The organism is Allobosea sp. LjRoot237 (assembly GCF_964253285.1).
GTDB lineage: Bacteria > Pseudomonadota > Alphaproteobacteria > Rhizobiales > Beijerinckiaceae > Allobosea.
This window is the reverse complement of record NZ_CAXUQP020000001.1, coordinates 542574-560186: the sequence shown is the minus strand read 5'-3', so window position 1 is coordinate 560186 and position 17613 is coordinate 542574. Positions and strand designations below refer to the sequence as shown.

Annotated in this window: 18 protein-coding genes; 11 read left to right on the top strand and 7 right to left on the bottom strand. The window is 66.9% G+C overall.

Translation table 11 applies throughout. From position 1 onward, the window contains the following. Positions 1-27: 27 nt before the first annotated feature. The 8 genes from ACSQ24_RS02620 (at position 28) to ACSQ24_RS02585 (ending at position 8766) form a co-directional block, all read left to right on the top strand. Positions 28-1038, top strand: coding sequence for a FecCD family ABC transporter permease (locus tag ACSQ24_RS02620; RefSeq protein WP_436093178.1), 1011 nt, complete (start codon positions 28-30; stop codon positions 1036-1038). After that, positions 1035-1799 (top strand): ABC transporter ATP-binding protein, encoded by a 765-nt coding sequence (locus ACSQ24_RS02615; RefSeq protein WP_436093177.1) that lies wholly within the window; start codon positions 1035-1037, stop codon positions 1797-1799. Before ACSQ24_RS02620 ends, ACSQ24_RS02615 begins: the two co-directional genes overlap by 4 nt. Before the next feature lie 153 nt (positions 1800-1952). Beyond that, the gene (locus ACSQ24_RS02610) at positions 1953-3491 is read left to right on the top strand and encodes a serine hydrolase (RefSeq protein WP_436093176.1); all 1539 of its coding nucleotides are present in this window, start codon (positions 1953-1955) and stop codon (positions 3489-3491) included. Positions 3492-3508: 17 nt separating this feature from the next. After that, positions 3509-3835: a hypothetical protein gene (locus ACSQ24_RS02605; RefSeq protein WP_436093175.1), complete on the top strand. Its 327-nt coding sequence runs from the start codon at positions 3509-3511 to the stop codon at positions 3833-3835. Positions 3836-3962: 127 nt separating this feature from the next. Continuing rightward, positions 3963-4991, top strand: a complete 1029-nt coding sequence (locus ACSQ24_RS02600) for an amino acid ABC transporter substrate-binding protein (RefSeq protein WP_436093174.1) — start codon at positions 3963-3965, stop codon at positions 4989-4991. 122 nt (positions 4992-5113) lie between these two features. Further along, complete coding sequence (locus tag ACSQ24_RS02595) at positions 5114-6277, top strand: amino acid ABC transporter permease (protein WP_436093173.1); 1164 nt, start codon at positions 5114-5116, stop codon at positions 6275-6277. Then, entirely contained in the window at positions 6274-7320 is a 1047-nt protein-coding gene (locus ACSQ24_RS02590; RefSeq protein ID WP_436093172.1) for an amino acid ABC transporter permease, read from the top strand. Before ACSQ24_RS02595 ends, ACSQ24_RS02590 begins: the two co-directional genes overlap by 4 nt. Positions 7321-7464: 144 nt before the next feature. Further along, complete coding sequence (locus ACSQ24_RS02585) at positions 7465-8766, top strand: hypothetical protein (RefSeq protein ID WP_436093171.1); 1302 nt, start codon at positions 7465-7467, stop codon at positions 8764-8766. On the opposite strand, the gene ACSQ24_RS02580 is transcribed toward ACSQ24_RS02585, so the two are convergent. The 5 genes from ACSQ24_RS02580 to ACSQ24_RS02560 all read right to left on the bottom strand — a co-directional run bounded on the left by ACSQ24_RS02580 (position 8714) and on the right by ACSQ24_RS02560 (position 12039). After that, a complete protein-coding gene (locus ACSQ24_RS02580) occupies positions 8714-9241 on the bottom strand; it encodes a hypothetical protein (RefSeq protein ID WP_436093170.1) in 528 nt (175 codons plus the stop codon). The two genes, ACSQ24_RS02585 and ACSQ24_RS02580, sit on opposite strands and share 53 nt — an antisense overlap. Before the next feature lie 28 nt (positions 9242-9269). Beyond that, on the bottom strand, positions 9270-9836 hold the full coding sequence (locus tag ACSQ24_RS02575; RefSeq protein ID WP_436093169.1) for a hypothetical protein: 567 nt from the start codon (positions 9834-9836) through the stop codon (positions 9270-9272). Then, positions 9833-10429 carry a hypothetical protein gene (locus ACSQ24_RS02570; RefSeq protein WP_436093168.1) on the bottom strand — a complete coding sequence of 199 codons (597 nt, stop codon included), beginning with the start codon at positions 10427-10429 and terminating at the stop codon, positions 9833-9835. The genes ACSQ24_RS02575 and ACSQ24_RS02570 overlap by 4 nt, the downstream gene beginning before the upstream one ends. Positions 10430-10499: 70 nt before the next feature. After that, a complete protein-coding gene (locus ACSQ24_RS02565; RefSeq protein ID WP_436093167.1) occupies positions 10500-11246 on the bottom strand; it encodes an acetoacetate decarboxylase in 747 nt (248 codons plus the stop codon). Between the two features lie 10 nt (positions 11247-11256). Beyond that, positions 11257-12039, bottom strand: a complete 783-nt coding sequence (locus tag ACSQ24_RS02560; protein WP_436093166.1) for a 3-hydroxybutyrate dehydrogenase — start codon at positions 12037-12039, stop codon at positions 11257-11259. Between the two features lie 219 nt (positions 12040-12258). Between ACSQ24_RS02560 and ACSQ24_RS02555 the strand changes: the two genes are divergently transcribed. After that, positions 12259-13428: a patatin-like phospholipase family protein gene (locus ACSQ24_RS02555; RefSeq protein WP_436093165.1), complete on the top strand. Its 1170-nt coding sequence runs from the start codon at positions 12259-12261 to the stop codon at positions 13426-13428. Positions 13429-13443: 15 nt separating this feature from the next. Here ACSQ24_RS02555 and ACSQ24_RS02550 read toward each other — a convergent pair whose 3' ends face one another. Then, a complete protein-coding gene (locus ACSQ24_RS02550; protein WP_436093164.1) occupies positions 13444-13755 on the bottom strand; it encodes a DUF1272 domain-containing protein in 312 nt (103 codons plus the stop codon). A gap of 74 nt (positions 13756-13829) precedes the next feature. Then, the gene (locus tag ACSQ24_RS02545) at positions 13830-14312 is read right to left on the bottom strand and encodes an Lrp/AsnC family transcriptional regulator (RefSeq protein ID WP_110491760.1); all 483 of its coding nucleotides are present in this window, start codon (positions 14310-14312) and stop codon (positions 13830-13832) included. A 174-nt stretch (positions 14313-14486) separates the two neighbouring features. On the opposite strand from ACSQ24_RS02545, the gene ACSQ24_RS02540 reads away from it, so the two are divergent. After that, a complete protein-coding gene (locus tag ACSQ24_RS02540) occupies positions 14487-15089 on the top strand; it encodes a hypothetical protein (RefSeq protein ID WP_436093163.1) in 603 nt (200 codons plus the stop codon). A 109-nt stretch (positions 15090-15198) separates the two neighbouring features. Then, the gene (locus ACSQ24_RS02535; protein WP_436093162.1) at positions 15199-17592 is read left to right on the top strand and encodes a transketolase-like TK C-terminal-containing protein; all 2394 of its coding nucleotides are present in this window, start codon (positions 15199-15201) and stop codon (positions 17590-17592) included. Positions 17593-17613: the final 21 nt, after the last annotated feature.

Below are 17613 nucleotides of genomic sequence, written 5' to 3'. Positions count from 1 at the left end.
CATTCTTAGTGAAACACCACTGATCCCATGACCTCCTCCCTGCGCGGCAATCTGATCGCCCTCCTCCTGCTCGCGCTCGCCGTGCTCGCGGCCTTCGCGCTCGGACGCTACCCGGTCACGCCCGGTGATCTCGGCCGCCTCGCCTGGTCGCTCGTCTCGGGCCATCCCTCCGGCCTGCCGGCGCAAATAGAGACCGTGGTCTGGAACATTCGCGGCCCGCGCATCGTCGCTGCGATCCTGTGCGGGGCGGCGCTCGCCATCGCCGGCTGCGCCTTCCAGGGCCTGTTCCGCAACCCGCTGGTCTCGCCCGATATCCTCGGGGCCTCCTCGGGCGCGGCGCTCGGTGCGGTCCTCGGCATCTACCTCTCGCTCGGCCTGTTCGGCGTCCAGCTCGCCGCCTTCGTCGGCGGTCTCATTGCGGTCGGGGCCGTCTATGCCGTCGGCTCGACGATAAGGCGTGGCGACCCCGTGCTCGTGCTGGTGCTGACCGGTGTCGTCGTCGGCTCGCTGCTCGGCGCCGGCATCGGCCTGGTGAAGTATTGGGCCGACCCGTACAACCAGCTCCCGGCCATGACCTTCTGGCTGCTCGGCAGCCTCGCCGGCACGGCCAAGCCCGATCTCGTGCCCCTGCTCGGCCCGGTCCTGATCGGCGCTGCGGTCCTCCTGGCGCTGCGTTGGCGCATGAACGTGATGTCGCTGCCGGAGGAGGAGGCGCGCACGCTCGGCCTTGCCACCGGCCCCTTGCGTATCGCCATCATCGCCGCCGCGACACTGGTTACGGCAGCGAGCGTGGCGGCCGCCGGCATCATCGGCTGGGTCGGCCTCGTCGTGCCGCATCTCGCCCGCTTCCTGGTCGGGCCCGATTTCGGCCGGCTGATGCCGACGGCAGCATTGCTCGGCGGCGGTTACCTCCTCGCCATCGACACGCTGGCGCGTACCGCCGCTCCGGTCGAGACGCCGCTCGGTATCCTCACCGCCGTGATCGGCACGCCCTTCTTCATCTGGCTGCTGGCCTCGGCCCGCGGAGGCTGGTCATGAGCCTCTCCGCCAGCGCCCTCGCCTATGGCTACCGCGAACGCGAGATCGGCCGCGATATCGCGCTTGACCTCGCCGGCGGAGAGGTGCTGGCCCTGCTCGGACCGAACGGCCACGGCAAGACCACGCTGCTCAAGACACTGCTCGGCCTGTTGCCGGCCAAGGGCGGTACGCTCACGCTCGATGGCAGGCCATTGGCGACGCTCTCCATAGGCGAGCGCGCCCGCGCCCTCGCCTATGTGCCGCAGGTCCATGCCGGCACCTTCGCCTTCTCGGTGACCGAGGTCGTGCTGATGGGGCGCACCACCCGCTCCAGCCTGTTCGCCGCGCCCTCGGCGCATGACCGCGAGATGGTGCAGGCGATGCTGCAGCGGCTCGGCATCCAACATCTGGAGCAGCGCCCCTACACCGAGATCTCCGGCGGCGAGCGCCAGCTCGTCATGATCGCTCGGGCGCTCGCCCAGGAGCCGCGCTACGTCATCCTCGACGAGCCGACGGCGAGCCTCGACTTCGGCAACCAGGGCAAGGTGATGAGCCAGATCCGGCGGCTCGCCGGCGAGGGTCTCGGCGTGCTCTTCACCACCCATGATCCCAACCAGGCACTGCGCTACGCCGACCGGGCGCTGCTCCTGCGCGACGGCCGGACGCTGGCGAGCGGCGGCGCGGCCGAATTGCTGACGCCCGAGCGGCTCGCTACGCTCTATGGCAGCGTGATCGAGACGGTCCGCGGCCATGACGGACGGCTCGCCTTCCTGCCCGGCTGAGCGGCATCCAGGCCGGATCACCGATCCCGTCACAATCTCCTGATCCGATTTACCTATAGTCAGAGCTTGGCGTGAGATCGTCGCGCCGCCGGCGGGCGAGCCCGCCTTCGGCCACGTGATCTGTTGGCCTTGTCGGTGCCCGGGGGATGTTGAATGAAGCGCTTTATCGGAGCCGCGCTCCTGGTCGGCATCGCGGCCCTCTCCAGCGTGACGAAAGCGGAGGCACAGCAGCCCACTCAAGCCTCGATCGAAGCGCTGCTGCCTGACTTCGAGAAGCAGGTCGCCGAGGGCATGAAGGCCTTCTCGGTGCCGGGCGTCGCCATCGGCATCGTCCATGACGACAAGCTGATCTACGCCAAGGGCTTCGGCGTCCGCGCGCTCGGCAAGCCAGATCCGGTCACGCCCGAGACGATCTTCCAGGTCGGCTCGACCACCAAGGCCTTCCTCGCCACCACGCTGGCGCAGGCGGTCGATGCCGGCCGGCTCGGCTGGAGCGATCCGGTCATCGACCATGTCCCCGAATTTCAGCTCGCCGACCCCTGGGTCACCCGCGATTTCCGTGTGCTCGACCTCGCGGCCCAGCGCTCCGGTCTGACGGCTTACGTCAACGACGCGCTCACAATGCTCGGCTACGACAAGCAGACGCTGATCCGCTCGCTGCGAGTCGCGCCGCAGCTCGGCCTGTTCCGCTCCGATTTCCGCTATCTCAACATCCCGCATGTCGTCGGCGGCGAGATCGTCGCCAAGGTCAATGGCGCTCCGTCCTGGTTCGACTCGCTGAAGGCGACCCTGCTGACCCCGCTCGGAATGAGCGCAACGACGGCCACGGCCGAGGCGATCACCGCCGCGCCCAATCATGCGCAGGGCCATCGCCTCGCCGACACGCCGGTCGCCGTGCCCTTCCATCCCTCCTTCCCCTATGCGCTGGGCCCGGCCGGGGCGCTCAACTCGAACATTCCCGATATGGCCAAATGGCTGCGCCTGCAGCTCGGCCGCGGCCATTTCGAGGGCAAGGTCCTGGTCTCCGAAGGCAATCTCGACGTCACCTGGACGCCGCGCGTCGCCATGAACGAGCGCACCGGCTATGCCATCGGCTGGGTCGCGAGCGCGACACCGCGCGGCCGGATCATCTGGCATAATGGCGGCACCGCCGGCTTCGGCGCCCATGCCGGCTTCCTGCCCGACGCCAGGACCGGCATCGTCATCCTGACCAATCTCGACAATGGCGGCATGCCCGACGCGCTGGCGATGTGGTTCTACGACCGTGTGCTCGCCAACCCGGCCGTCGACAACATCGCGCTCGCCGCCGCCAGTGCAAAAGGCCGCCGCGAGGCGGCGCAGGCCGAGGCGGCGGGCTTCGTGCCCGGGCCCCTGTCGCCGATCGCCGCCGCCTTCACCGGCAGCTACGCCTCACCGATCCTCGGCGACGCGACCGTCGCGCTCACTGATGGCAAGCTTAACCTCACGCTGGAGAAGACCGAGGCGCAGCTCCTGCTCGAGCCGAACAAGGACGACCCTTACCTGTTCCAGGCGCGACTGGCGCCGACCGGGGCCTTCGTCGCCCCGGCGCAGATGTCCGGCGGCGAGCCTTTCGTCCGGCTGCGCTTCGAGACCGATGCTGCCGGCAAGATCCCGCAGATGCGCTGGCTCAGCCCCGAGCTGCCGCATTCCTTCAGCCGGTCGGCACAGTGACGGGCAGGAGCACCATCATGATCCGTACCGCTATCCTGTCGCTCGCCATCGCCCTTGCCGCCGGCTCCAACGCCTCGGCCGCGCCGGCGCTCGCACCGCTGCCGAAGGTAGCCTCCGCCCTGCCGATCGAGCCCGCCCGCTCGGCGCTGCGCAAGTTCTTCGATGCGCTGGGCGACGACGATGTCCACGGCGACCATTACGACTGGAACGACTATCGCGACGCGACCTCGCGCAAGGACCGCATCCGCGACTACCAGCGCATGCAGATCGATGCGCAGAGGGACTATTGGCGCCAGCAGAAGGATATGCAGAAGCGGGCGATCAAGGCCCAGCGCGGCTGGTAGACCGCCGGCGCGGCGGCCACGTCAGGCTATGGCAGGAAACAGCGAACACCCCCCTTACCTTCCCCGGTCGGGCTGTTGCATAGTCGCGCCAACGCGGCGTAACGCCGACGCAGACTGGGGAACGCAGATGAAGACCTTTGTTCTAGCCGCGGCGCTCTTCGCCGCCGGCACCCTCGCCGCTTCCGCACAACAGCTCGCGCCCAGCCCGACGCTCGACGCCATCAAGGCGCGCGGCCATCTCGAATGCGGCGTCCATCTCGGCCTGCCCGGCTTCTCCTTCGCCAACGACAAGGGCGAGTGGAGCGGGCTCGACGTCGATTACTGCAAGGCGCTCGCCGCCGCCGTGCTCGGCGACGCCACCAAGGTCAAGTTCACGCCGACCTCGGTGCAGCAGCGCTGGCCGATCCTGCAATCGGGCCAGGTCGACCTGCTCTCGCGCAATTCGACCATCACCTTCTCGCGCAACGCCACGCTCGGCCTGAACTTCCAGGGCATCAACTTCTACGAGGGCCAGACCTTCATCGTCCGCAAGAAGGCGAACGTGAAGTCGGCCGAGGAGCTCGACGGCGCCTCGGTCTGCGTCGCCGCCGGCTCGACCGAGGAGAAGAACGCCGCCGACTGGTTCCGCGAGCGCAACCTCAAGGTCACTATCACCAACTTCCAGAAGAACGACGACGCCATCACCGCCTATGACAGCGGCCGCTGCGACGCCTACACGGCCGGCGTCGGTGCCCTCGCCGGCCAGCGCGCCAAGCTCAAGGTCCCGGACGACCACACCATCCTGACCAAGCCGATCTCGAACGACCCCCAGGGGCCGGTGACCCGCTATGGCGACGAGCGCTGGCAGCTGATCGTGCGCTGGGTGCTGAACGGCACCATCGCCGCCGAGATGCTCGGCGTCACCTCCAAGAACGTCGACGAGATGAAGGCGAACTCGAAGAACACCGAGGTCCGTCGCCTGCTCGGCGCCGAGGGCGGCTTCGGCGCGATGATGGGCCTGCCCGACGACTGGATGTACAAGGCGATCAAGCAGGTCGGGAACTATGGCGAGAGCTTCGAGCGCACCGTCGGCATGGCATCGCCGCTGAAGCTCGAGCGCGGTCAGAACCAGCTCTGGACCAAGGGCGGTTTGCTGTTCACGCCGCCGTTCCAGTGAGAGCGGCTCGTCATGGTCGGGCTTGACCCGACCATCTCGGAAACCAGCCTTCGTGTCAGGAGATTCTCGGGTCGCAGCTCCGCTGCGCCCGAGAATGACGCCCTCAGCCGGACGGCCGCCCCTTGAGCAAAGCCCTCGCCTTCATCAACGACAAGCGCGTCCGCGACGTCTTCTACCAGGCGGCGCTGCTGATCGGTCTTGCGGCGCTGCTGGTCTATTTCATCCGCAATGCCTCGCAGAACATGGTCCAGGCGGGCATCGCCTCGGGCTTCAACTTCCTGTGGCGCACCTCCGGTATCGAGGTGCCCTTCGTCCTCACCAGCTACACCCAGTCCGACAACATCCTGTCGCTGTTCTGGGCCGGCGTCGCCAATACGCTGCTGGTCACCGTGATCGCACTGGTCCTCGCGACAGCGCTCGGCTTCCTGATCGGCATCGCCCGGCTCTCCTCGATCTGGCTGGTCCAGGCGATCGCCGGCGCCTATGTCGAGTTCGTCCGCAACATCCCGCTCTTGTTCTTCGTGCTGTTCTGGTATTTCGGCGTGATCGCCGCTTTGCCCGCGCCGCGCGAGAGCCTCTCGGTCTTCGGCGTCGCCTTCCTCAACAATCGCGGCCTGACCATCCCGCTGCCCGACGCCGGCGCCAACTTCAGATACGCCTTCATCGCAATCGCGATCTCCTGCCTGCTGCACTGGCTCTTCCTGCGCTGGGCCAGGCGGCGCAAGGAGGCGACCGGCCGGGACGCGCCGATCCTGCGCGTCGGCCTCGTCCTGCTCCTGCTCATCCCCGTGCTGGCGCTCGCCTGGGCGACGCTGGCGACGCGCTGGGATATCCCGGTGCTGCGCGGCTTCAACTATCGCGGCGGATTCGTCGTCATTCCCGAATTCGTCGCGCTGCTGGCGGCGCTCGTCACCTATACCGCCGGCTTCATCGCCGAGATCGTGCGCGGCGGCATCCAGTCGGTGCCGCATGGCCAGATCGAGGCTTCGGGCGCGCTCGGCCTGCGCCCCGCCCAGACGCTCCGCCTCGTCACCATCCCGCAGGCGCTCAGGGTGATGACGCCGCCGATGACCAACCAGTATCTCAACGTGCTGAAGAACTCGTCCTTCGGCGCGGCCATCGCCTATCCCGACGTGGTCAGCCTGTTCATGGGCTCGGCGCTCAACAATACCGGCCAGGCGATCGAGATCATCGCCATGACGCTTGCTGTCTATCTCGTCATCGGCCTCGCCGTTTCGGCTTTCATGAACTGGTACAATGCCCGCATCGCCCTGGTGACACGATGAGCGCCGCCGCAACCCTCTCGTCCAGCTGGCGCCAGCGCCTGTTCGGCACGCCGGCGACAACGGTGGTGACGCTGCTGCTGGCCGCCGCCATCGCCTGGGTCGCGGTCCCGATCATCCGCTGGGCCCTGATCGACGCGACCTGGAGCGGTCAGACACGCAACGACTGCACGGCAACCGGCGCCTGCTGGGTCTTCATCAAGGCCCGCTTCGGCCAGTTCATGTACGGCTTCTATCCTGTCGAGGAGCGCTGGCGCCCGAACCTCGCCGGATTGCTCTTCCTTGCTGCCGGGGCCGCGATCGTCTTTGCGCCGAAGCAGCTGAAGCTGCGCCTCGGCGTCGCGGCGCTCGTCATCCTGCCGCCCCTCGGCATCTGGCTCCTCGCCGGCGGCTTCGGCCTGCGCGCGATCGAGACGCGCGAATGGGGCGGGCTGATGCTGACCGTCTTCATCTCGATCTATGCCAGCCTGATCGCGATCCCGCTCGGCATCCTGCTCGCGCTCGGGCGGCAATCCGAGCTGAAGGTGGTCAAGCTGATCTCGGTGCTGTTCATCGAGTTCTGGCGCGGCGTGCCGATCATCGCCGTGATCTTCCTGGCTTCGCTGCTGCTGCCGCTGATCATGCCGGCGGGCATCGGTGTCGACCGGCTGGCGCGCGCCGTGATCGGGCTCGGCTTCTGCATCGCCGCCTATATGGCGGAAGCGGTGCGCGGCGGCCTGCAAGCCTTGCCCAAGGGCCAGCGCGAGGCCGCGACTGCGCTCGGCCTGAGCTACTGGAAGGCGACCTGGTTCATCATCCTGCCGCAGGCGCTGCGCATTTCACTGCCGGCGATCACCAACGAGTTCATCGCGCTGGTCAAGAACACCACGCTCGTCCTCGTCGTCTCGATCCTCGATCTGCTCGGCATCGCCCAGGCCTCGCTCGCCGATCCCAATTGGGTCGGCATGAACATGGAGGCCTATGTCTTCTCCGGCGGCCTCTACTGGCTGATCTGCTTTGCGCTGTCGCGCTGGAGCCGGAGTATGGAGACAAAGCGGGGGCGATAGGCCCCGCCGTCATGCTCGGGCTTGACCCGAGCACCTCATAAACATGAGCCTCGTTCTGCCTGAGATTCTCGGGTCTACGCTTCGCTGCGCCCGAGAATGACGACGGGGTTCATTGCGGGCCGCCAAAGCTGTAAAACGCCCTTCATGCAAGAGATCGCCGGCCTCGCTCGCCTTTTCTTCCAGCTCTGGCGCCAGGCTTGGCCCGTCCTGTTGCTGCTCGCGACATTCGGCTCCATCGCCAACGAGCTTTTGCTGCCGCTGGCGGTCAAGCTCGGCTATCTCAACAGCCTCGCCGGCTTTGCCGTGCTCGCGCTTCTGGTGCTCGCCAAGCTCGTCGTCACCGTACTGATGTTCGTGGCCTTGCGGCCCTATCTGCCGGCGGTGGCGGCCCTGCAAGTCGTCGGTACCGGCCCGCAATCCGACGCTCCGCAGCCGGCCGGAGCACGCGCCGTGATCAGCCTGGTCTCGCTCGCCCTCGTGCCGTTCTTCGCCTACTACGCCGCCTGGGGCTTTCTCGGCGACACCGTCCGCGACTATTCGGTCAGAGCCCTCGCCGCCGCCGGTCTTGGCGAGCGTGTCACCGTGCTCGACGTGCCACTGTCGCTCTGGCTCGCGCTCGCCATCGGCCTCGCCTGGCTGGTACGCAGGCTCGCCAAGGCGGCTCAGGGGCGCCGGCCCTCGCCCTTCTGGCAATTCCTGGTGATCGCCTGCGACGCCAACTGGATCTTCGTCGGCCTCTACGCATTGTCGCGCTGGAAGGACACGGCCTGGACCTGGCTGAAAACCGTCGCGCTGCCCAATCTCAGGCTCATGCATGACTGGACGCTCTCGCTGATCGGCAAGGCGCAGGCGGCGATGCCGGAGGCGATCGACCTCGCCGAACCGCCGCTGGGCACCAGCCTGCAGAGCCTCTTCCTCTATGCGCTGCTGCCGCTGGTCTGGCTGCTGATGGCTGCAACGATCTATGGCTACGACGCCAAGGATCCCTCCGCCCTGGCCCGCGACCGGCGCGCCGCCGCGGCGTTGGCGCGCTGGCAGGCGGCGCCCAAATTCGTCCGCGACTTCGCCGAGCACTTCATCAGCGGCTATCGCTCGCGCTATCTGCCGGTCGTCAACAGCGTCCGCCTCGCCTTCGGCGCCAGCCTCTCGGTACTGATCGCGCTTGTGGTCGGCTATCGCCTGATCGGCTTTGCCGCCGCCTGGCTCTGGATCGGCCTCACCCGCCTGATCGGCCCGCTCGATCTCGACAGCTGGCAGTTGATCGCCAACGCCATCGCCTTCCTGCTCGGCGGCCCCAGTGAGATCCGCGGCGGCATCCTGGTCGAGAGCCTGCGCATCTGCCTGCTGGCGGCGGTGATGGAAACCGCCGTCGCCGCGCAGGTGGGAAAGAGCCCTAGCCCGGAACCTGGAAGCGCAGATAACGCGGCCGTCCGGCCGGCAGGCTGAGGACCGGCCTGATCTCTCCGGCCATCCCGGCCGGCAGCACGAAGCCTTCACTGATCCTGAGCGTCGCGCCGGCTGCCGGCTTGCTCGCCAGCGCCTGGGTGCAGGTCGGGATCGTCAGGCCGCGGCGCTCGGGCAACCGGTTGACCTCGCTGGGCGTGAGGAATTGCGGCGACCAGCGTTTGCCATCCTGCGCCTCCAGCACCAGCCGGCAGGGCAGCACGGCGAAGGCTTCGGGATCACGCACCACCGCTTCCATGTCGAGCAGCATCACGGCTCGGCCATCCGAGCGCTCACCGACACGCCGCAGTCCCGTCAGCTTCCATTCGGCGCCGCCGAGACTCTTCGCGGTACCGGACGGAACCTCCAGCGCGAACAATTCGCGCGACCGCCACCATTCCCAGGCATTCTCGTAGGATTGCAGGAAGAGGCCGAGCGCCAGCGCCGCTGGCAGCGCCCACAGGCTGAGGCGACGCATTCGCGCAGCGCCATGGGATACGGCAGCCTCACTCATAGGCGAGCTCGCTCAGGTCGATGAGCGGCGCGGGCGTGCCGAGCGTCGCCGGCAAGGCGATCTCGGCTTGCGTATCCAGCCGCGGCCAGCGCGAGGCGGCGATGAGCAATGTCGCACCTGCGACCGCCTCACGCGGCACTTCGAAGACGAAGACGCCGCGCTGCGGCAGGCCGGGTTCGAGCCGGTCGGTTCCGAGCAGCCGTGGCGCTCCCTGAAAGCGCGGGCTCGCGACGAAACGGGCGCTATGCGCGCTGCGCCAGATTGCGCCGCTTACAGTGGTCGAGGCGGGGTGCGCTTCGAGCCTTGCGATCATTAGCGCGAAGATGCCGCCGGTGTCGCGCTCGACCTCGCGGCCATAGGCCTTGAAGCGCAGTTTCTCGGCGAGCAGCACCTTGTCCACCCGCACCGTGAAGCCGCGGCCGGTCAGCGTCTCGCCAAGATCGCCCTTGAGCGGGATCGGCCCGGTGATCTCGGCGTAGCCCGGCGTAAAGCGCTGCATGCCGGCGAGCAGCACGGCGGCGAGCAGGAGCGCTCCGAGCTTGGCCAGAATGCTGCTCATGGCCGCGCCTCTACCGCGGCGACCGGCAAGGTCGCAGCTGCGATCGGCTTGCGATTGAACCAGCCCGGTGCCGCGAAGAGATTGTCTCGCGGCTTGAAGGTTTCGCCGTTGACGACGAGCCGCAACCGCTCCGGCGCCTTGGCTCCCGGCGCGAGCCGCCAGATCACCCGCACCCGCTCCGGCAGCCCGGGCTGCACCGCGCTCAGTATCGCCTTGTCGCGCATCAGCCAGAAGGTCGGACTGGGCTGCAGGCCCTCGACCGGCGGATCGACGGTGAGGATGCGCGCGAAGGTGTTGTCGGTTTCCGAGCTCCGATTGGCGATGTCTAGGTCGAGCGCCAGGAACTGCGTGCCATCAAGCGAAGGCGGCCCGTCCGGCCGCGACCGCGCCGTCAGCCTGGCTTCGTGCAGCACGATGCGCCAACGGCCAGCATCGAGCGGTGCACCGGCGGCCAGCGCCGGCAGCACCGGCGGCTCCAGCGCCTCGAGCAGGCTCTGGCCGGAGGTGATGGCGAGCGCCAGCAGTCCGCCGATGCCGATGGTGAGCTTCGAGCTCACCGCCTGGCGCAAGCCCGCCAGCCAGGAGACAATCATGCGCCCTGAAATCCCTCGCGCCCCCGGCGCGGCAAGATAATCGGCGCAGCCGCGAGCGCAACCCGCGGTATCAACCCTTCATGTAGTCGTGGATCTTCCGGCCGAAGGGCAGCGTCAGGTCTGCGATGAAATGATGTGCGCCGAGCACCTTGCGTACCGGCAGATCGGCGACCGGCGCATTGACATGTGGGATCAGGTGCAGCCGGCCCGGGCCGATCCAGGAGCCCTTCACCGTGATGTCGGTGAGGTTGAGCGCGACGAGCTGGCAGATCTCCGGTTCGCCGTCGACGCCGGGGATGATCTTCAGGTTGACCTGCGTCTTGGTCAGCATCGCCGTGGTCTTGACGCCGTTGCCGGCGAGGCTCTCATGCTTGTAGCCCATCGTGCCCATCGCGACCTGCTGGCCGGCATATTCGAGCGTGCCGGTCAGCGTGTCCTTGATCACTTCGAGCTTGGGATGGGCGTATTTCTTCGGGAAGCCCCAGATCTCGCGGCCGGCCGAGATCGGCGGCTCGATGTCGAGATACATCTGCGAGACGAAGCTGACCTCCTCCTCGCCGAACAGGCAGGGAATGACGATGCCGGTCTCGGTATAGGTCCCGAAGCCGGAGGAATCCGGCATCTTGATCCATTCGTAATGCACCACCGGCTGCGCGATCGGCATCAGCGGCTCGGGCAAATGATGGCGGATCAACTCCGGATCGGTCTCGTAGCTGATCACCATGTATTCGCGGTCGATGAAGCGATAAGGCCCGGCCGGATAGCTCGGCCCTGCGAGCGGCATCGAGGGCAAATCGAGGATCTGCTGGCGGTTCATTGGGCTACCCTTACTGCGCGGTCCAGCCGCCATCGACCGGCAGGATGACGCCGGTGATCGACTTTGCCGAATCGGAAGCGAGGAAGACAGCGAGCGCCGCCACCTCCTCGCTGGTGACGAACTGCTTGGTCGGCTGGGCATGCAGGAGCACGTCGTTGATCACCTGCTCCTTGGTGAGATTGCGCGCCGCCATGGTCTCGGGGATCTGCTTCTCGACCAGGGGCGTCCAGACATAGCCCGGGCAGATCGCATTGGCGGTGATGCCGAAGGTCGCCGCTTCGAGCGCGACCGTCTTGGTCAGCCCCGCGATGCCGTGCTTGGCCGCGACATAGGCGCTCTTGAACGGCGAGGCGACCAGCGCATGGGCGGAGGCCGTATTGATGATCCGGCCCCATTTGCGCTGCTTCATCCCGGGCAGCGCCGCGCGGATGGCATGGAAGGCAGCCGAGAGGTTGATCGCGATGATCGCGTCCCATTTCTCGACCGGGAACTCCTCGACCGGTGAGACGAACTGGATGCCGGCATTGTTGACCAGGATGTCGACGCTGCCGAACTGCGCCTCCGCCTCGGCGATCATCGTCACGATCGCGCCGCCATGGGCCATGTCGGCTGGCGAATAGCGCGCCTTCACCGCGAAATCGGCCTCAATCCCGACGCGCTCTTTCTCGATCGCATCAGGCTCGCCGAAGCCGTTGATGACGATATTGGCGCCCTCGGCGGCATAGGCGCGGGCGATTGCGAGGCCGATGCCCGAGGTCGAGCCGGTGACGACGGCGGTCTTGCCATTGAGCATGCTCTGATCTCCCAGACGCGAGGGCACGACGCGATGCTGCGTCGCAAACTCCATGCCGCTGAGGTGGAAGAGCAAGCTGACGGGGCGATGAAGCTTGTCTGACAGGCGGATGACACCGATATCCGGTTCTGCCCGCGTCACACGCCTGTTACCGCCCACCCCTCAGACATGGGCGAAATCCAGCTCTCCCCTGAAGACCGAGCGAACGGAATCCGCGCCATGAACGCCCCTTTTGCGCCGTCCCCGTCCTCCTCCGAGCGCCATCTCGGCTGGCGTCCCGAGCGCTGCGACCGCGTTGCGCTCGTGCTCCAGGGCGGCGGCGCGCTCGGCGCCTATCAGGCCGGCGTCTATCAGGCGCTGCACGAAGCCGACATCGCCCCTGACTGGGTCTCAGGCGTCTCGATCGGCGCGATCAATGCGGCGCTGATCGCCGGCAATCCGCGCGAGCGCCGGCTCGAGCGGCTGGAGACATTCTGGAACCGCATCACCGACCGCAAGGTCTGGTGGTTCACGCCAGAGGGCGACATCTTCCGCCAGGCCCGCAACGCGACCTCGTCCTTCATGACCACGGTGCTCGGCCAGCCCGGCTTCTTCGAGCCGCGCCGCACCAGCGCCTGGCTCGCACCAGCCGGCGCCACCGACGCGACCAGCTTCTACGACACCGCGCCCTTGCGCGAGACCCTGCTGGAGCTGGTCGATTTCGACCTGATCAACGAAAAGCGCACGCATTTCTCGGTCGGCGCCGTCAATGCGCTTTCGGGCAACTTCGTCTATTTCGACAACATGCAGGAAGAGATCACGCCCGAGCATGTCATGGCCTCGGGTGCGCTGCCGCCGGCCTTCCCGACCGTGCAGATCGGCACCGAGCATTACTGGGACGGCGGCATCGTCTCGAACACGCCGCTGTCACACCTGCTCAACCAGGACGACACGCTGAACTCGCTGATCTTCCAGGTCGACCTGTTCTCGTCGCGCGGCCCGATGCCGCGCACGATGCAGGACGTGATGGGCCGCCACAAGGACATCATGTATTCCTCGCGCACCCGCATGGTCACCGACCTGTTCCAGACGCTGCAGGGCTGGAAGAAGAAGACCCATGAGGCCCTGACCCACATCCCCGAGGACGCCTTGAGCGAGGAGGATCGCAAGCTCCGCGACGAGCTCGCCTTGATCCCTGAGCACACCATCCTGCAATTGATCTACCAGCAGAAAAGCTATGAGAGCCACGCCAAGGACCACGAGTTCTCGCGGACCTCGATGAGCGAGCACTGGCGTTCCGGCTATGAGGACACCAAGCAGACGCTGACCCGCAAGGACTGGCTGACGATCCCGCCGGACGGTGCGGGAATCGTCACGCACGACGTCCATCGCGACTTCGAGCGCCGCTGAGCCTCAGCGCTTTTGTCAGCGGTTCGCGGGCGGCACGTTGCGCAGCAATTCGGTCCGCTCGCACCGCTGCTCAAGCGTCCATTGCGAATGATGGCGCTCGGTCGAGGCGGGCCGGTTGGCGAGCCCGAGGCCGAGCCCGCCCCAGTCGCCGACGGGCCGGATCGGCCGCTGCACGAAGCCGCCGCCGCAGCTCGGGCAAACGTTCTCGAGCGTCTTCTCGGCGCAATCGGCGCAGTAGGTGCACTCATAGCTGCAGATGCGCGCCTCCAGCGAGTTTGGCGGCAGGTCGCGGTCGCAGAGTTCGCAGTTCGGCCGAAGTTGCAGCATGGCGTCGGTCCTCTCGTGATGGGATATCTCTGGGCAATGCTGCTCGCCAGGCGCTTCGGCAGCGCGCGGACCGGCTAACCCCGCCCGAGCTCCACCGGCACCGAATAGGAGCGCTTCACCCGCCCCAGCGCGAAGCTCGATTCGATCGAGGCGACATTGTCGAGCCTCGTCAGCTTGTCCTTGAGGAAGCGCTCGTAAGCGGCGAGGTCGCTGACGATGATGCGCAGCAGATAGTCGCGTTGCCCGGTCATCAGATAGCAGTCGGCGACCTCCGGCCAGCGCGAGACCGCCGCGGCGAAGCGGTCGAGTTCCTCCTCGCGTTGCCGCTCCAGCTTGATTGAGGCGAAGACCGAGACCGGCAGGCCGAGCTTCTCCTGGTTCACGATGGCGACATAGCCCTCGATGATCCCGGCTTCCTCCAGCAGGCGCACCCGCCTGGCGCAGGGGCTCGGCGAAAGTCCGACCTTGCCGGCCAATTCCTGCACGCTGATGCGGCCGTCCGCCTGCAAGGCCTGGACGATGCGGCGATCGATCTCGTCGAGCTTGAACTCTGGCATTTTCCCTCGCAGGCCACCGCGAACTTAGCGGAAACCACCAAGAGCGGAAGTGGCCGGGCAATGATTGTGACATTCCCGTCACGGTTGCAATTTTGCTGCATTTTCAGCGCTGGCGAGCGCTGGCTCGCGAGCCCGACTCAGGTCTAGTCGGGCTCCCTCTTCTCGGATCCCGACATGCTCAACCGCCTGTTTTCGCTCTGCCTTCTCGCGGCAGCTCTCGCCGGCTGCGCCACCGTCCCCAACCCGCTCACCCCGCAACAGGTCGAGACACTCCGCCTGACGACGGTGGCAGTCGAGATCACCCCGGCGACGACCCTGTGGTGGGGTGATGGCGACCGGGCCTATGCCCGCAGCAAGGGCCTGCCGGAGCAGAACTCGGAGGAGCTGTCGAAGACGCCGGAAGCGCGCGCTTTCATCGCCAAGGCCGCTTCGGACAAGATCTCCTCCGCTCTCGAACACGAACTCAGGCCGGCGCTCGCCGGTCAACGACCGGTCAAGGTCGTGGTGGCGCTGCGCGAACTTCGGCTGACCTCGATCATTCAGCGCATCCTCGTCGGCGGCCCGCACGAGATGACTGCGGGCGTGATGATCATCGACGCCAAAACCGGCGCGCCGATCCTTTCCCACCCCGGACAACGGTCGATCGCGCGCGCCGGCGAAGGCATAGGCGGCACGCTCGTCGATGCAGCCTTCCTTGCACCCCCGATCGATCGATTGACGGGCAATTTTGCCGAGGACTTCAGGAATTGGCTCCTGCCACAGCAGCAGCCTCAATAGGAACTGCCGGCGATCTTGGTGGTTTCCACCAAATCCGGTGGCGTGGGAGCTGATCTTTAGCTGCCTTCACCACGCGAAGCATGCATGATGGCCTGCGCTGGAGGCCATCATGTCCGATCCCCGTCTACCCATCCTCGCCGAGCTGGAGAAGAAGATCCTCTGGCTGGCGTCGTGGACGATCCACAACGCCAATCATCTCCGCGACAATGGCGACGGCATGAAGGTCGGCGGTCACCAGGCCTCCTCGGCCTCGCTGGCGACGATCATGACGGCGCTCTACATGGCGGCGCTGAAGCCGCAGGATCGGGTCGCGGTGAAGCCGCATGCCTCGCCGGTCTTCCACGCCATCAACTACCTGATGGGCCTGCAGACGCAGGAGAAGCTCGAGAATTTCCGCGGCTACAAGGGCGCGCAGAGCTATCCCTCACGCACCAAGGACATCGACGACGTCGATTTCTCGACCGGCTCGGTCGGCCTCGGCGTGGCGCAGACGCTCTTCTCCTCGCTGGTCCAGGACTATGTGAAGGCGCATGGCTGGGCCAAGGACGCGCCGGAAGGCCGCATGGTCGCGCTGATCGGCGATGCCGAGCTCGACGAGGGCAACATCTTCGAAGCCCTGATGGAGGGCTGGAAGCATGGCCTGCGCAACACCTGGTGGGTGATCGACTATAACCGCCAGTCGCTCGACGCCGTCATCCGCGAGGGTCTCTACGACCGCTTCGAGCAGATGTTCAAGAATTTCGGCTGGGATGTCGTCACGCTGAAATACGGCTCGCTGCAGCAGGCCGCTTTCAAGGAGAAGGGCGGCGAGCGGCTGAAGGCCTGGATCGATTCCTGCCCGAACCAGCTCTACTCGGCCCTGACCTTCCAGGGCGGCGCGGCCTGGCGCAAGCGGCTGATGGACGATCTCGGCGATCAGGGCCCGGTGACCAAGCTGATCGAGAAGCGCTCGGACGCCGAACTCTCGGCGCTGATGTGCAATCTCGGCGGCCACGACCTGCCCTCGATCCTTGAAGCCTTCGAGGCGATCGATCATGACCGGCCGGTCTGTTTCCTGGCCTATACGGTCAAGGGCTTCGGTCTGCCGCTGGCCGGGCACAAGGACAACCATTCCGGACTGATGACCAAGGAGCAGATGGAGGGTTTCAAGACCGCCAACAAGGTCCGGCCCGGCCATGAATGGGACTTGTTCGAGGGCCTGACGCTGCCGGAGAAGGAGATCCGCGCTTTCCTCGACAAGGTGCCGTTCTTCGCCAAGGGCCGCCGGCGCCATTCGGCCCCGGCTCTCCCCGTCCCGGCGAAGCTCGAAGCCGGCATCCAGGCGGTGATGTCGACGCAGATGGGCTTCGGCAAGGTCCTGGACGAGCTGGCGAAGCTCGGCGGCCCGCTCGCCGACCGCATCGTCACCACGGCGCCCGACGTCACCGTCTCGACCAATCTCGGCCCCTGGGTCAATCGGCGCGGCCTGTTCGCGCGGGCCTCGATGGCCGACACCTTCAAGGACGAGCGCATTCCCTCGATGCAGAAATGGGAGTTCTCTCCCAAGGGCCAGCATATCGAGCTCGGCATCGCCGAGATGAACCTGTTCATCAACCTCTCGGCGCTCGGCCTGTCGCATTCGATCTTCGGCGAGCGGCTGATCCCCATCGGCACGCTCTATGATCCCTTCATCTCGCGCGGGCTCGATGCGCTGAACTATGCCTGCTACCAGGACGCCCGCTTCATGGTCGTTGCGACGCCCGCCGGCGTCACGCTCGCGCCCGAGGGCGGCGCGCACCAGTCGATCGCGACACCATTGATCGGCATGAGCCAGGACGGGCTTTGCGCCTTCGAGCCGGCCTTCGTCGACGAGCTCGCCGTGATGATGCGCTGGTCGTTCGAATATCTGCAGAAGGATGGCGAGGGCGATCCGGACGAGCGCACCTGGCTGCGCGACGAGACCGGCGGCTCGGTCTATCTTAGGCTCTCGACCCGCCAGGTCGAGCAGCCCAAGCGCGCCATGACGCCGGAGCTGGAGCGCGACATCATCGATGGCGCCTACTGGCTGCGTAGGCCCGGCCCGAACGCCTCAGTCGTGATTGCCTATACCGGTGCCGTCGCACCCGAAGCCATCGAGGCCGTCGGCCTGCTCGCCGAGGACCGGCGCGATGTCGGCCTGCTCGCCATCACCTCGGCCGACCGGCTCAATGCCGGCTGGCAGGCGGCGGAACGGGCGCGCCAGCGCGGCAACCATACCGCCACCAGCCATGTCGAGCGCCTGCTCGGCGAGCTCTCGCGCGATTGCGGCATCGTTTCGGTGCTGGACGGCCATCCGGCGACGCTTGCCTGGCTCGGCAGCGTCCACGGCCACAGGCAAAAAGCGCTCGGCGTCGAGCATTTCGGCCAGACCGGCACGGTGGCCGACCTCTACCGCCATTTCGGCATCGACGCGAACGCGATCGTGCACGCGGCAAACGCCGCCGCCCCGGGCCGGCCGGTCAGGTATCTGAAGGCGCTGCCTTGATACAGGTCGTCATGCTCGGGC